Source organism: Reichenbachiella agariperforans, assembly GCF_900142205.1.
GTDB classification, from domain to species: Bacteria; Bacteroidota; Bacteroidia; order Cytophagales; family Cyclobacteriaceae; genus Reichenbachiella; species Reichenbachiella agariperforans.
On the sequence record NZ_FRAA01000006.1, the window covers coordinates 31646 to 45959 of the forward strand.

Sequence of the window (14314 nt, forward strand, 5' to 3'; positions counted from 1 at the left end):
ATTATTCGATCTGAACCGTCATTTTAGTCTATTGAATCGTTTTTAGTTACTCATTCCAGTTCACTATTTACTTTTCCTGTTTGACTGGCAGCTATTCCTGCTTCGTCTGGGAATAGTTATTTTTGATTCAAAATCAAGCTAGCCTTGTTCATGCGCAAAATCAAAGAGGTACATATTCGGTGGGTTGGGATTCTTATTCTGAGTTTCATCATGACGTTTCTTATCGATGACGATGTGCATGATCGGATGTCACTTCTTGAGGAATTTTTCATTTCTGTGATTTTCACTGCCATTCTATGGAACGGTGTGTTTATGATTATCAAATGGATGCGTAGACGTTTTGATGCAGTCAACCAAACGGCCAAGCGACTTGTCTTAACGTTTTTCTATTCTGCCCTTTTTTTAACCATCGGGTCAAATATGATAGGGGTTAGTTTAGGATTGTGTTCGTTTTCGAGTCTTCAGTCTCCTGAGTTTTTCTTTCGACATGCACATCTCAATTTCATTTCTGCCTTCATGATTGCATCGATCTATGAGGCGACCTATTTCTTTCAGAAGTGGAGAGAGTCTGTCATCCAAAATGAAGCACTCAAAAGCCAACAGATCCGTACTCAATATGGCGTACTACAGAACCAGATGAGTCCGCACTTTCTTTTCAATAGCCTCAATACGCTGACGACACTCATTACTGAAGATCAAAAAACAGCCATTGATTTTACCCAAACACTCTCAGAGGTCTACCGCTACATCCTCCAAAACAAGGAACGGGAACTGGTAAGGCTCGATGAGGAGATCGAGTTTTGCGAAGGGTACATCTTTTTGTTGAAGAAGCGCTTTCCCGAAAACTTTCATGTCAGGATAGATGTAGATGCTGCTAAACGGCAGCTTTACATCGCGCCGCTGACCATTCAGATGCTGATCGAAAACGCCATCAAGCACAACATTGTTTCTAAAAACCAGCCACTAGTTGTAGATATCCACATAGACGAGACCAACCGTGTCACCGTATCCAACAACCTACAAATCAAAACGTCACTAGAGAAGTCCACTAAACTCGGGCTGGACAACATCAAAAAGCGATATGAACTACTCGGTCAGCGAGAAATAAGTGTTAGCCAGGGTGATGAACAGTTTATCGTTAAAGTACCTCTGATCGAATTGATCTCCGAAGTAGAACACCTCAAATCCGCTGTATAATTATGAAAGTACTCATCATAGAGGATGAAGCGCCTGCCTTTAGACGGTTGCAAAAACTTCTCACAGAAATCGATCCCTCCATAGAAATCGTCGAGGTACTAGATGGCGTGAAGGATACGGTGCAGTGGCTGAATGCACATGAAACACCCGATCTGATCTTCATGGACATCCAGCTCAATGACGGCATCAGTTTTGAAATCTTCGATCAAGCGGAAGTTAAAAAACCCGTGATATTCACCACGGCCTTTGACGAGTACATGCTCAAGGCTTTTCGGGTCAACAGCATCGACTATCTCCTCAAGCCAATCAAGCAGTCCGAACTTCAGCGGAGTTTGGACAAATACCGAACACTCAAGGCACAGCTCAGCAATGAGCCTCTATCACAACCCAATATTCAAGAGCTGGTCAAAAATATTCAGTTTGGCCAAATCAAGTACAAATCACGCTTTCTTGTCAAAATGGGCGAGAAAATGATGTCCGTCGAGACAGAGCACATCGCTTGTTTTCAGGCGAACAACGGGTTGGTCTATTTGGTGAGTCAGTCTGCTAAACGCTATGTGATAGACATGACATTGGATGAAATCATGAAAGAATTGGATCCCGAAAAATTCTACCGCGTCAACCGCCAATTTGTACTATGCTATCACTGTATCGCTGCAGTACACAAATATGGGAAGAGTCAACTTCTCGTCGAAGCATGTCTACCGATAGAAGAGCAGATTATTGTTAGTAGCGAAAAAGCCAGTGCATTTAAACAATGGTTGGGCTAGAGATGGATTACTGAAAGTTTAAATTATTAACAAATAATTGTGATTTTGATAAAAATAAACCTAATGGATGTCATTTAGGGCAAATAAACGACCCTTTTATAAAAAAGCGCCCTATCTTTGAACCCCATTTAAGTGTAGTGCGTTAAGCATGAACCTAAGGGATAAGACAATGAAAATTAACACATTATATACCTCAAGAATGATGGGCTGTTGTCAGCCGTGTTGTTGCTGTGCAGTCACGAGCACCAGTGGAGATATATTTTAGTGCGTTATTAGATAGAAGTTAACCGATAACAATAAGACATTAAAAAAAGCCTCTCCCGCTCTACAGGAGAGGCTTTTTTTAGATTAAAACGAAAAGCATACTATGCAAAGTTTCAGAACAGAACTCGAAAATCTAGACAACCCAGTCGTTGAACAAGACATTATTGATTTGGCGGCTAAGATCGAAAAATTCCATGGAGGAGATATCGATCCTGACAAATTCAGAAGTTTAAGACTCGCTAGAGGGGTGTACGGCCAGCGTCAGCCTGGCAATCAAATGGTCAGAATCAAGATCCCGTTTGGTAAGATGACCATCCAGCAGATGCGACGTATCGCTGATATCTCTACAGAATATGGTGGAGGCAACTTGCATGCGACGACCCGTCAAGACATTCAGATTCACTACGTGAGCCTAGACCGTACCCCAGAATTATGGGCCAAACTAGAGCAAGATGATATCACTTTGCGTGAAGCCTGTGGAAACACGGTGAGAAACGTAACGGGATCACCCATCGCAGGGGTCGATCCAAACGAACCTTTTGATGTATCTCCCTACGCTCAGGCAGTTTTCAAATACTTCCTGCGTAACCCAATCTGTCAGGCCATGGGTAGAAAGTTCAAGATTTCTTTCTCATCAAGCGAAAAGGACACAGGGATTTCTTTTATCCATGATATTGGTTACATTCCAAAAATCAAAATGGTGGATGGCAAAGAAGTTCGTGGGTTCAAAGTAATGATCGGTGGTGGACTCGGTGCGCAGCCTGCTGCTGCGGTCAAAGCCTACGATTTCCTCGAAGAGGATCAAATCATTCCGTTCGCAGAGGCGCTATTGAGAGTATTCGATAGATACGGTGAGCGCAAGAGAAGAGTAAAAGCAAGGTTCAAATTCTTGTTGGCGGATATCGGACTGGAAGAAGTGATGAAACTCATCCAAGAAGAGTGGAAATCGCTCAGCACGAAAAGCTACAAAATAGATACGAATGCAGTGCCTAAGCCTGCTTTGCCAGCGACAATTGCATTCTCTGACAAGGCATTGATCAACCCAGAGCGATTTGCGCTATGGAAAGAGACCAATGTTCATCCGCAGAAGCAAGAAGGCTACTACTATGTAGAAATCAAAGTGCCTAATGGTGATATTGGCGCAGCAAAGGCTCACAAGTTTGCAGACATCATTGGCAAGTATGCCGCAGATGACATTCGTGTGACAGTCAACCAAGGCTACATCCTCAGATATGTCAAAGAGGATAGTTTGAAATCGCTCTTTACAGAGCTAGATGACTTGAATTTGGCAAACCCAGGATTCGACAGTACTGCCGACATCATCGCTTGTGCAGGTACGGATACCTGTAACCTTGGGATCTCCAACAGTACACGTGTCGCTTTGGAACTCGAAAACGTGATCGAAAGAGAGTTTCCAGAGCTGATCAAAAACAACGACATCAAGATCAAGATCAGTGGGTGTCCTAACTCATGTGGTCACCACGGGATTGCCTCGATTGGTTTCCACGGTTCGTCTTTGAAAAACAAAGCCAACAAAAAGGTCTTGCCAGCTGTGCAAGTGCTACTCGGTGGAGGTATCGACAAAGACGGAGATGGCTACATCGCTGAGAAAGTCATCAAAGTGCCGAGTAAGAAAGCACCAGATGTATTGAGAGTCTTGTTCAACGACTATGATGACAATGCAGAAGAGGGCGAGTACTACGCGACGTACTTCAGAAGACAAGGCAAAGATTACTTCTACCAATTGCTGAAATTCTTGGCAGACACGGACAATCTCGTAGACTCTGACTATGTGGACTGGGGCAAAGACCAGCAGTTCAAAGTAGAGACTGAGGTAGGAGAATGTGCGGGCGTGATCATCGATTTGTTCGCGACACTGATGTTCGAGGCAGAAGAGAAAGCAGAGTGGGCCAAACAAGCCTATGAGCTCGACCACTATGCTGATTCGATCTATCACGCTTACAACGTCTTCATCAACGGAGCGAAGGCACTATTGGTAGACAGAGGTGTCTCTGTCAATACCCAAGCAGGCATCATGCAGAGCTTTGACGAAGAGTTCGGTTCTGATTTCGAAGGAGTTGTGGGATCATCCTACACAGATTTTGTTTTGAGAATCAAGCAAAACGAACCGACGAAAGAATGGGCGGAGAAATACATCGCAGAGGCAGACGCATATTTGGCGAGAGTCAAAGAAGTACAAGCTGCTGAAGCAGAAACCGTATAAGTCACAGACACAAAACGAAACACACCCTTCTGTATCCCTCACTGAGGACGCTATGGAAGGGTGTTTTTTTATTCCCTATTCAGGAAAGATTGAATTAGTGTATTGAATAACCAAGTGCGTTTCCAATCCGCTAATTAGCATAAATTTACCGTATGGCACGCAAAGCAAAACTCACACTCGTAGGTGCTGGTCCCGGAGATCCGGATTTGATCACGCTCAAAGGCATCAAAGCACTCGAAGATGCAGATGTCGTACTCTACGACGCGCTGGCCAATGAGAGTCTACTCGACTATTGTAAAGAGGGAGTCATCAAGACTTTCGTCGGTAAGCGGGCAGGCTTCCACGTGTATCAGCAAGACAAAATCAACGAAACGATCGTCAGTGAGGCCTTGGCTCATGGGCATGTCGTTCGTCTCAAAGGGGGAGACCCTTACGTCTTTGGTAGAGGACACGAAGAACTAGAGTATGCCGAAGCGAATGGTGTAGAGGTAGAGATCGTGCCAGGTGTGACGAGTGCCATCTCGGTGCCTGCCCTCAACCAGATCCCCCTCACCCGTCGTGGGCTCAACGAGAGTTTTTGGGTGATGACAGCCGTCAAAAGCGATGGTAGTCTGGCTGCAGACATAGAGCTGGCCACACAATCCACCGCCACCGTCGTGATCCTGATGGGGATGAAACGACTCGAAGAAATCATGGCTGTGTTCGTCAAGCATGGGAAACAAGATACGCCGGCCGCAGTGATCCAAAACGGTTCAAGAGAAGACCAACAGATCGTCATCGGTACTGTAGAGAACTTGGTGCAGCTGGTGTTGGAAAAAGACCTCCAATCACCCGCCATCATCGTTGTAGGGCAGACCGTCCAACTCGGTCAGGCCAAACTCAACAAGGAAATCAACAAGCTCAATATATAATCTATCTCAACTAGCGCACACATGACTGACACAGGCAACAATCTCTTTCCAGTATTTTTCAAACTCGAAGACATGAACCTACTCCTTGTAGGTGGAGGCTATGTAGGGTGTGAAAAGCTGGGTGCAGTACTCAAAAACAGTCCGAAAGCGACCATCAGGATAGTCGCCACTGAGATGAGTACCGAAATCAAAGCAATGGCGGAGGGCTACCCAAATATTTCGTTGGTCGAAAAGCCATTCGAACCGTCAGACCTAGCGGGAATCAACCTAGCCATCGTCGGTATAGATGATCCAGAGACCAGCGCCAGTATCCAAGTCATCTGTCGTCAGCAAAACATCCTCGTCAACGTGGCAGACAAACCGGCACTGTGTGACTTCTACCTCGGCTCAGTGGTCAAGAAAGGTGATCTCAAAATCGCCATCTCCACCAATGGCAAGTCGCCAACAGTCGCCAAACGCATGCGTGAAATGCTCACCGAAGTGATCCCCGAGACCATCGATGATGTCCTCGACCAAATGGCCAAAGTCCGTGACAAACTCAAAGGTGACTTTGACTACAAGATCAAAAAGCTCGACGAGATCACGAAGGATTGGAAGAACTGAGTGAAAGACTAACGACGAATTAACTTTCTCAATAAGCTCTTTAGAAGGTCATCGCTACCCCAACGCCATTAGGACTCCCTATCAGTTTAAGCCCTAGTCTATATTGATTTTCCATCAAATTGGAATTGTATATACCGATCGCTTCGCGAGCATTCTTGTTGGTTCGGGACGCTATGGGTATAGCTATCGCGATGAAACCAACACCGACAAGCGCCAAATCCCACTGTGGATCATTTCCTGCCGCTGATGCACCTATAGAGACACCTATCATACCTCCACCAATTCCAGTAAGTATTTGCGTCCAGACATGCCCCTTCTTTGCTTTTTTCATTAGGTTATGGGCTTCTCGATCGATAATGGTGAGTTTTACCATCTCCTTCATGCCAACCCTTTTCCCGTTTAGCGTATATTGGTTCAGACCAAAGTCTTTTTTGATATGGATATTTTGGGCAAGCGAAGCAGTGAGTGTTGTCAGTGCCAACACTGTGGTCAAAAGAATCTCTTTCATGTACCAGATTGTAGTTTTACATGTGAATAGTATAGTGTCGGATGAAATCGAGCCTTTCATCACATATACCATTTGTTATGATCCCCCTCAAAGGTGTACTAGGAGTGATGACTCGCTTTGTTTAGTATAAATTACTCATAAAAGCACAGGCCTTGTGTTAATGAAAAGGAATCACCATTTTCTAAAGTTCCCGTCAAATAGTAGTCTCCTTCTGGGATAGCCTCTGGATAGCCCAAGCTTATATTAGCGAACTTGCCGGGAGAAGTATAATAATTAGAGTTAATAGTTAAATCAATAATATGATTTGCATCTGATTGATCTACTAGGCTCACTGTCTCAAGTTTATCATAGCTCCGATACTTAATGGTAAAGGATTGTGGTGTTGTGGATTTTTGACTATCGCAATTACGAATATAACCGTGATAATCAGTGAATTGAACAGTATATGGTTTGATTCGTATTAGATATTTCTGACTATGTCCTGATTCGGAGATCACTGTGATATATCGGTCATTCGTAAAATCCAATGGCGTATTATTTCCTTCTTGAATTGATGCACCTTCAGAGACAGTGGCTATCAGAGAGAAACGGCTTAAATCTACATAAGACCAAACATAAATCAAGTAACAATGCGTGTCTGGCATCCCTCTGAAATCATCACCTACTACACCCGTATAATTTCTCCTCCCCCAGTCACTAGGGTATGATTGGAATACTTCTGGGTTTTGGAAAGAAAGGATTTCATTCTCCGTATTCTTGAAAGAAATAGTGTACTTCTCCTCATTGCCTAATGGATCAGTAACAGCAAATGTTAGATCGGTTAAGAAGTGGTCCATAACTATATTGTCGGTCTTGCTAAATCCATTCAACAACCTGGGCTGAATATTGATTAGATAATCTTCAAGGTATTTTTCTACCTTGGTGTACGACACATCTATCGATATAATGTTACCAGAGTTGACATAGCCCGTGCTGGAGTGATTTCCAATATAGAATTCGACAGATTCTACTCCGTTGATATAATTAACTTGTGTTTGATATGAGGTAGAAAGTCCCTCTTCAGTCTCAACGGTAAAAGTGACTGGCTTGGTGAAGTCGATGGGTTGATCGATACTTGGGCTGATTGTAAGCCCCTCACCCAATGCAACTACGGGCTGGATGGACGTTAGATCACTGGATTGGTAGATGTCAAATGTTATCATGTTGTTGTTGATCAGCGCCTCTCTACCATAGACCTTGAAGGAAGAAATCCCAGGCCGTTTTTTCACCTTAACCGAATAGGTAACTTTATCACCATTTTCGGCTGTCACTTCCAGCTTGACATCTTCACTCAAATCTAGGGGGGCGGATAAGTCAGGATCGCAACTGGCGCCAGCGGGGAGTTTTATTGTGGCCAGGACATCTGTAAGATCTTCACCGTAATCTGCAATAACCACAATTTCATGTGATGCATGATCTATCGATATTTCAAATGTATTAATCCGCAATGAGACGATCTGATTGTCTGGGTTCAACTCTTCTTGGTTCAACTCTTCTTCTTGACAAGCGATCACAGTAAAGAGAAGGAGGTAGGGGACTAGTTTTTTCATTTTAGTTGGTATTATAATGACCAATTAATCAATAAAGAGAAACTATTGGTGCTTATGGGTTGTGATGGTAGGTACTGGTATGTATGTCTCCAGGGAGTGTATAGTAGACGTAGTAAGGCCAAGTGCTCTTAGGAGAATAAAATTGAGTGTTTTGAAGGTTCTTAATCAAACTATTATCCTGATTAGGGTGAATTTTTGCTTTGTCTCTAAGCTCTACAAAATGTTTCACAAAATAACTATAGGTTAAATTTGAAACCGTACCCTCTGAGTCTTCTCTAGGGGCAAAATTGTTTTGTATATGTTCATCATTTAAAATGAATGAGTACGGGTATCCCCACCAATAAACCGCATCGAGTGGAGGTACACCATCCTCAGTGTTTTCTTCTATTGTTAGAAGTCCTAATTCTACCACCTTATATACCAGATCATAGATTTTTTGATAGTAAGAACTATCATCAAAATCATTGGTAAGGATTAGGAATGGGTTCACATGGTTTTTCTCATTTCCTTTGACCTCTACCCAATCAAAAGCTTCTTCTTTGATTATCAAATTGTTGCCAAATCTTCGCAACTCATACTCATCATATTTCTCTCCAGGATATTGCCAATATCCATCACTCGGCCCATTGTCTTCGATCTTCTCCAAAAAAGTGTCGTACAAACTGGTGCGAATATGAAGGGTATGAAAGACAGACTCTTGACCGTCCTGTGAACTTTCCAAAAATTCTATTTTGTGTATTGTCTCTTTGGCTAGGTCGTCGGGCATTTCGTACTGAAAAGTTAAGTTTTCATAGGTCAATGGAACTGTTTTGCTATACGTATCGTCTAGTGAAGAGATACGAACTTGTGTAGCCCAGGACGGGTCACTGTCACTGTTCAGCAAGCCTTCTTGATGATATAGGAGCTTTAAATATCCATAAGGATACTCTTTGGTTAAAAAAGTGTATTGTCTATCTACTGGGTATTGGTAATCTATATTATCTGCTATGATCTGATCTGACAGTTGATTTTCTCCCCCCACGAATGTGTAGGAGTTTTCGTCCACGATAGGGCCTGTTGGGTCTTCCAGTTGCTTTTCTTCGCCAAATACTCGCGTAAAGTAAGCCAACTCGATATCAAGCGAATACGTACAAGACTCACATAGTGCCTCGTCCAGAGTGACTTCTAACTGCATATCTTTCTCATGGATTTCATAATCGAACGCTACTTCCCTGCCATCCTGCATTATCTTAATGCTGTACTCGTGTCTGACCTCTATGTCTAGTTGTTCATCCCAATAGAAAGTGTCGACTGGGATAAAGTACAGATCGAATAGGATGTTGGGTCGGTATGGATTCAACGCTCGGTCTTCTAAAAAATGCATCCCTTTGACCAGTTGAAAATGGACAACTGGTGAAATAGAATAGTTGAAATATTGTTCATACCTTTTCGATGTTTTTGTGTGGTTGACCGCTATCCACTGCTCATTGTCATCTTGCACATATAGCTGGAGTTTGATCTCACCTAAGTAAGTGCCTTCTCGTTGGAGGGGGGACGAAGGCAATAGGGTAAGGGTGTCTTTGGTGTTGCTCCATACGTCACGATCAAATTCTTGTATTTGATCAAAAAAACTGAGTGAAAAATCCAGCATCTCGAACTTATAAGTAAGCGTAGACGTGTCCGTCTCCACTTCAAATGCAGAATCAATCGGATAGGCGAAAACCAACTCAGGCAACAGAAACTGGCTACCTGTAGGTTGGGAAGACACGATCGGATAACTCAAAAGTGAATAATAATCTATGAAATCTTCGACTGCTTTTTCTTCCTCTTTTGGTTGCACGACGTTTGGTTGCACGTCATCTTCCTTACAGCTATACAAAAGTATGGAAGCAAACAGGAGGGAGAATAGTATGGGGTAAATTATCTTAAATTGAATACGTGTCATGGCTGGTTGTTAATACAATTCAATAGAACGCTACAAAAGTGATTCACAATAAATTAAAAAACAAGCTTCTTAGCACTGCGATTTTTAGGAAATCCTTGTAGGTAAAATTCATGGCCATTGGTAATGACAGCCAATGATGAGAGGAACCATTCCTCTTTGACTATCGTTATTTTCCTTAAACACACAGCCATAAAATATATAAGTATTATCTCCCTAGTCCTGATCACTGCCTGTGCGACACCAAAACAAGAAGGATAAGTCTAGCGGTAGCTATACCATCAATAAAACTGATGTAGAGTGGAAGTCCGAATTGAGTGATTTGGACTATTACATTCTTAGAGAGAAAGGAACCGAGCGTTCTGGCACAGGAAAATATGATGTCCTCGACCAAATGGCCAAAGTCCGTGACAAACTCAAAGGTGACTTTGACTACAAGATCAAAAAGCTCGATGAGATCACGAAGGATTGGAAGGAGTAGTGTCGTTTGGGGTTTCTTTTAAGGAATAATATAGTCTCCTACTTAAAGCGAACATAGTACAGCGCTGCACTAAGCGGGTCATCGACATAGAATATGGATTTCAGATTTTTATAGTTACACCTCTTTTGATCCGCCTGCGCAGACTTTGTCCCAAACCTACTGAAGCTTTACCAAAAACCTACTGATACTTTGTCCCAAACCTGCTGTGACTTTACACTAAACCTGTACAGGTTTGCTAGAAAACCCGTGCAACATTGCTAGAAATCCGCGCAGACTTTAGATCAAACCTACGCAGACTTTGCTCCGAATCTGCACGGGTTTTTGAAAAGACAAAAACAGATCCTTTCTGCAGCCTGCAGGACAGTATTTAGCGTCAGTGTTTCCTTCCCGATGACGTCAGGAGCAAATCCTGACACACTTCAAGCCCCCTGAATCTAGGTATATACAGGCTGTACTTTGATCTTAGAGACCCGCTTGCTTGTATCTATCAGGGCTAAGGAGTATTCTTGGGAAATCAATGACTGACGTAGTGTTGATGCCAATAATATATATACGCAATTGCGTATAGCGAAATGTTGGCTGTAATTTGAATGAATACCTTATAATAAATAACAATATGTATCAAACACATGAAGTCTTTGGGGTTTCGAATGAAATGGTTTCAACATATATTGAAAGACCAGACGTTGACGATTTGTTTGTTAAAGGTCTAGAGAAAAACAAACATATAGTAATATATGGAGCTTCTAAACAGGGTAAAACCGCACTGACAGCTAAGCACCTAGAAGAAAAGGATTACATTAAAGTTAATTGCTCACCAGCATCGACAATTCAAGATTTATATAATTCAATAGTTCGACAACTAAACATTGAAATTATTGAATCAAGAGAAGTAACACAGGAAGTCGGTGGCGAGCTAAAAGCGGGTGTTAAAGCAAAGGTAAAAATACCATTCTTTGGCTCAGGAGAAGCAAGTGTAGAAGGTAAGGCATCAACAAAAGAGGGAGACAAATTATCGTATAAGGTTGTCGATTATAATCTTTTCTTAGCTCAAGACTTATCGGAATTATTGAGGGTAATTGAATTTGATAAAAAGATTATTGTAGAGAATTTTCATTATCTAACAGAAGATAACCAGAAGTTACTTGCAATAGATTTACGAATCTTTGATGATTACAAAATTCAATTTATTGTATTAGGAATATGGAGAGAAAAAAATAGATTAATTCAATTCAACGGAGATTTAGTTGATAGACTAATTGAGATACCCGTTGAACCTTGGGAAAAGCAACATTTAGAAGCAATAGTTCAAGAGGGTATGCCTCTTTTAAATGTAAGTTTTGAAAATGTATTTGACACATTAGTTGAAACATGCTTTGATAGCGTTGGAGTGTTTCAAGAATTATGCAAAGAATCATGTTATGCTGCAGGAGTTAAGCAAACAGCTGAAGAAACTGTATTTATATCAATTGAAAATATTCAGCAAGCAATTGATATAAAGCTTAGCGACTATTCAAGTAGACATATTCGTTGCTTGGAAGCTTTTGTAGAACAGAAAGCCAAAAGCTCAGATGAAATACCTTTGTATATTCCATACTATTTTATAAAAACATTATTTAATGAGGAATTTGAAGACATCACAAACGGTTTAAAACGTAGAGTAATTCAGGAGAAAATAAAAGTAATCCACCATAGAGCAGATGATGTGAGACCATCAGATATGGGTTACTTCTTACAAACCCTCGTTTCAAACCAGGTAAAAAAATCAATTTCACCACCGATATTTGATTATGACATCGGAACCTCTTCTGTGAAAATTATTGATTCAACATTCTACTTCTTTTTAAAGAATTGCGAGAAAGAGGAAATTTTGGAATACATCCCAATACCTTTAGGATTATAAAAATACAGCCAACACTGTATATAGCAAATAGGGCGTTTAGTGGCTTATGAAAGTCCAGTGGTTATTTGAAACACCGCCAAATCAACGATTTGGCTTTTATAATGTATAAAATAAAAACAAAATACAACGCTTTGGCTCAGTGCAAACTTGAAAGTTCATTGTTTTCTACTGCCCTACTTGCCATATACTAGACGTTATCTTCAATTTGTCGCATGGAAATTCTGAAGCCCAACCAAGAAGTCTACTACCAGACACAACTTTCTGAAACGGAGATATCGGAACGAATTAACAACCTACTTGATTCGAAGCAACAAACCGCACCGAATGTATTTGGAGGGACTTACAAACAGAATAAACTGGAAATTTATAACGTGAAGGTTGGTCTTTGGCTAACTCCTGTGGTTCGAGGAACTCTTTCTAACGGTCAACTCAACTTGAGTTTGAAGCCATCAAAACAATTCAAATTTGCCGTGTTCATGATGATTTTTGTAACATTTGGACTTCTGACAAGCTTGATTTTAGGTTTTCGTTCTGAGTGGTACATTCTTCCATTTCAAACCTTGATTTTTCTAATAGTGGTGAACTTCGGAGGGCTAAGTAACTATCGGAACATCACTGAAACACTTGAACGAACTCTCGAATTGACGGAAAAAAAAGAAGATAACAATCGCTGAGCAGGAATGCGCCAACTGCCACTTTACAGATATCAGTGCAAACCATACCATGAATCAGCCGCTGGGAAATGGTTGTGCTTTCTACTGAGTGCAGATCGCAGGATTTTTCATCTTTCTGAACCCCACTGGTCTTAGTATCCACTAAGACCCAAAATATAGAAGGGCGCCTGCCTGTCCGGCGAGGCAGGTCCGCCCGGTGCTGGAGTTATGCAGGATGAGATGATCTGCCTGTCATGACAAGGTCGTAGCGGACGCTACAACCAGAGGTGTAGATTGATGGTAGAGCAACTACCGTAATCCTTGCTCTCAGCGAGAACCACGGTCGTCCCCATCACCCGAGTCTGTGACGAGGATGCTGTGGTAGCGCATTTGTATTTGATCGCCTCTGCCAAAGAGGGCGATATTTTGTCTGACATCATCAGAGATTTCAAGAAGTTCACAGCCATCATAGCAGGTATATCTACCGAGCCAGAAACCCTACCGTCTTTTTGAAGTGGATGGTCGCGCTACCTTATGGTTTGATGGGGCCGTCTCGTGCTGGACAGGGGGTCGGTCTCGCTCGTGACGGAGTGTTGGTCTCGTACGTGACCGAAGGGCGGTCCCAGTAATTATCATTTTTCTGTATCAGAATGATGTTTCCCCTCAGTATAGTCCATACTTTCTAGTGTGATGTGTTCGTTTTAGAACGCTTTAGTGTTCGCTATTACCCTCTTTTTTCGCGTTCAAAACTGTAAGTATCTGATTAACAGTAGTCTTTTTGTTTTGGCATGAGTTTGGTCAATATAGAATCAGATATTAAAAACTTAAATTATAAAGCCATGAAAAATACAATCAAAACAATCACATTCGTAGTAGCAGCAGTCTTGTTCATGAACACCTCTTCTTTTGCCTCGGGAGCGAAAGAAAAGGCTGTTGAAAAAGCAGTAAGTGTAGTCGAAAACGGTGCGCCAGATGACTGGATGCTATTGGCAGAACAAGCAGATTATTTGATAAAGAAGAATGCGGGCATCGCCAATGCGAAAGGTTGGATACAAGAATCGCTTAGCATTAAGGAGGCTCCATACAACTTAGAAGTTATGGGAGACTACTACAGCAAGTGTAACTTGAATAAGCAAGCAACGGAGTACTATATCAAGTCTATGGACGCGATGAAAGTAGAGAACGCCAATGTGAACACAACTCACATTCAGGACAAAATAGCGGCATTGAGATAGAAATAGGAGTAAGTAGAATTAGGTCAAAAACAGAGAAGGCATCCATACCATGGAT

General features: G+C 41.9%; 13 protein-coding genes. 10 read left to right on the top strand and 3 right to left on the bottom strand.

The features are described from left to right. Nucleotides 1–150 precede the first annotated feature (150 nt). The 5 genes from BUB99_RS14775 (at nt 151) to BUB99_RS14795 (ending at nt 5969) form a co-directional block, all read left to right on the top strand. Nucleotides 151–1197, top strand: coding sequence for a sensor histidine kinase (locus tag BUB99_RS14775; protein ID WP_073123645.1), 1047 nt, complete (start codon nt 151–153; stop codon nt 1195–1197). Between the two features lie 2 nt (nt 1198–1199). Then, nucleotides 1200–1967, top strand: a complete 768-nt coding sequence (locus BUB99_RS14780; protein ID WP_073123647.1) for a LytR/AlgR family response regulator transcription factor — start codon at nt 1200–1202, stop codon at nt 1965–1967. 367 nt (nt 1968–2334) lie between these two features. Then, nucleotides 2335–4455: a HEPN domain-containing protein gene (locus tag BUB99_RS14785; protein WP_073123649.1), complete on the top strand. Its 2121-nt coding sequence runs from the start codon at nt 2335–2337 to the stop codon at nt 4453–4455. 152 nt (nt 4456–4607) lie between these two features. Next, the gene (gene cobA / locus BUB99_RS14790; protein WP_073123651.1) at nt 4608–5366 is read left to right on the top strand and encodes a uroporphyrinogen-III C-methyltransferase; all 759 of its coding nucleotides are present in this window, start codon (nt 4608–4610) and stop codon (nt 5364–5366) included. A gap of 21 nt (nt 5367–5387) precedes the next feature. Further along, a complete protein-coding gene (locus BUB99_RS14795) occupies nt 5388–5969 on the top strand; it encodes a precorrin-2 dehydrogenase/sirohydrochlorin ferrochelatase family protein (protein ID WP_073123653.1) in 582 nt (193 codons plus the stop codon). A gap of 40 nt (nt 5970–6009) precedes the next feature. Here BUB99_RS14795 and BUB99_RS14800 read toward each other — a convergent pair whose 3' ends face one another. The 3 genes from BUB99_RS14800 to BUB99_RS14810 all read right to left on the bottom strand — a co-directional run bounded on the left by BUB99_RS14800 (nt 6010) and on the right by BUB99_RS14810 (nt 9990). After that, a complete protein-coding gene (locus tag BUB99_RS14800) occupies nt 6010–6477 on the bottom strand; it encodes a hypothetical protein (RefSeq protein ID WP_139281032.1) in 468 nt (155 codons plus the stop codon). Nucleotides 6478–6608: 131 nt separating this feature from the next. Further along, nucleotides 6609–8066 carry a DUF5018 domain-containing protein gene (locus BUB99_RS14805; protein WP_073123657.1) on the bottom strand — a complete coding sequence of 486 codons (1458 nt, stop codon included), beginning with the start codon at nt 8064–8066 and terminating at the stop codon, nt 6609–6611. 52 nt (nt 8067–8118) lie between these two features. Then, nucleotides 8119–9990: a hypothetical protein gene (locus BUB99_RS14810; protein ID WP_073123659.1), complete on the bottom strand. Its 1872-nt coding sequence runs from the start codon at nt 9988–9990 to the stop codon at nt 8119–8121. Nucleotides 9991–10222: 232 nt separating this feature from the next. Here BUB99_RS14810 and BUB99_RS14815 point away from each other — a divergent pair, with 232 nt between their 5' ends. The 5 genes from BUB99_RS14815 to BUB99_RS14835 all read left to right on the top strand — a co-directional run bounded on the left by BUB99_RS14815 (nt 10223) and on the right by BUB99_RS14835 (nt 14259). Further along, nucleotides 10223–10468: a peptide-methionine (R)-S-oxide reductase gene (locus tag BUB99_RS14815; RefSeq protein ID WP_073123661.1), complete on the top strand. Its 246-nt coding sequence runs from the start codon at nt 10223–10225 to the stop codon at nt 10466–10468. Between the two features lie 616 nt (nt 10469–11084). Then, nucleotides 11085–12371, top strand: coding sequence for a P-loop NTPase family protein (locus BUB99_RS14820; RefSeq protein ID WP_073123663.1), 1287 nt, complete (start codon nt 11085–11087; stop codon nt 12369–12371). A 212-nt stretch (nt 12372–12583) separates the two neighbouring features. Continuing rightward, nucleotides 12584–13045, top strand: coding sequence for a hypothetical protein (locus BUB99_RS14825; RefSeq protein WP_073123665.1), 462 nt, complete (start codon nt 12584–12586; stop codon nt 13043–13045). Nucleotides 13046–13345: 300 nt separating this feature from the next. Then, complete coding sequence (locus BUB99_RS14830; RefSeq protein ID WP_073123667.1) at nt 13346–13537, top strand: hypothetical protein; 192 nt, start codon at nt 13346–13348, stop codon at nt 13535–13537. Nucleotides 13538–13863: 326 nt separating this feature from the next. Then, nucleotides 13864–14259, top strand: a complete 396-nt coding sequence (locus BUB99_RS14835; protein ID WP_139281033.1) for a hypothetical protein — start codon at nt 13864–13866, stop codon at nt 14257–14259. The last annotated feature ends 55 nt before the right edge of the window (nt 14260–14314 follow it).

What these genes read in the sequence shown, in the direction of transcription:
- BUB99_RS14800 (WP_139281032.1), bottom strand. Translation starts at nt 6,477, where the DNA reads ATGAAAGAGATTCTTTTGACCACAGTGTTGGCACTGACAACACTCACT.
- BUB99_RS14825 (WP_073123665.1), top strand. Translation starts at nt 12,584, where the DNA reads ATGGAAATTCTGAAGCCCAACCAAGAAGTCTACTACCAGACACAACTT.
- BUB99_RS14835 (WP_139281033.1), top strand. Translation starts at nt 13,864, where the DNA reads ATGAAAAATACAATCAAAACAATCACATTCGTAGTAGCAGCAGTCTTG.
- BUB99_RS14820 (WP_073123663.1), top strand. Translation starts at nt 11,085, where the DNA reads ATGTATCAAACACATGAAGTCTTTGGGGTTTCGAATGAAATGGTTTCA.
- BUB99_RS14810 (WP_073123659.1), bottom strand. Translation starts at nt 9,990, where the DNA reads ATGACACGTATTCAATTTAAGATAATTTACCCCATACTATTCTCCCTC.
- BUB99_RS14785 (WP_073123649.1), top strand. Translation starts at nt 2,335, where the DNA reads ATGCAAAGTTTCAGAACAGAACTCGAAAATCTAGACAACCCAGTCGTT.
- cobA (WP_073123651.1), top strand. Translation starts at nt 4,608, where the DNA reads ATGGCACGCAAAGCAAAACTCACACTCGTAGGTGCTGGTCCCGGAGAT.
- BUB99_RS14775 (WP_073123645.1), top strand. Translation starts at nt 151, where the DNA reads ATGCGCAAAATCAAAGAGGTACATATTCGGTGGGTTGGGATTCTTATT.
- BUB99_RS14780 (WP_073123647.1), top strand. Translation starts at nt 1,200, where the DNA reads ATGAAAGTACTCATCATAGAGGATGAAGCGCCTGCCTTTAGACGGTTG.
- BUB99_RS14805 (WP_073123657.1), bottom strand. Translation starts at nt 8,066, where the DNA reads ATGAAAAAACTAGTCCCCTACCTCCTTCTCTTTACTGTGATCGCTTGT.
- BUB99_RS14795 (WP_073123653.1), top strand. Translation starts at nt 5,388, where the DNA reads ATGACTGACACAGGCAACAATCTCTTTCCAGTATTTTTCAAACTCGAA.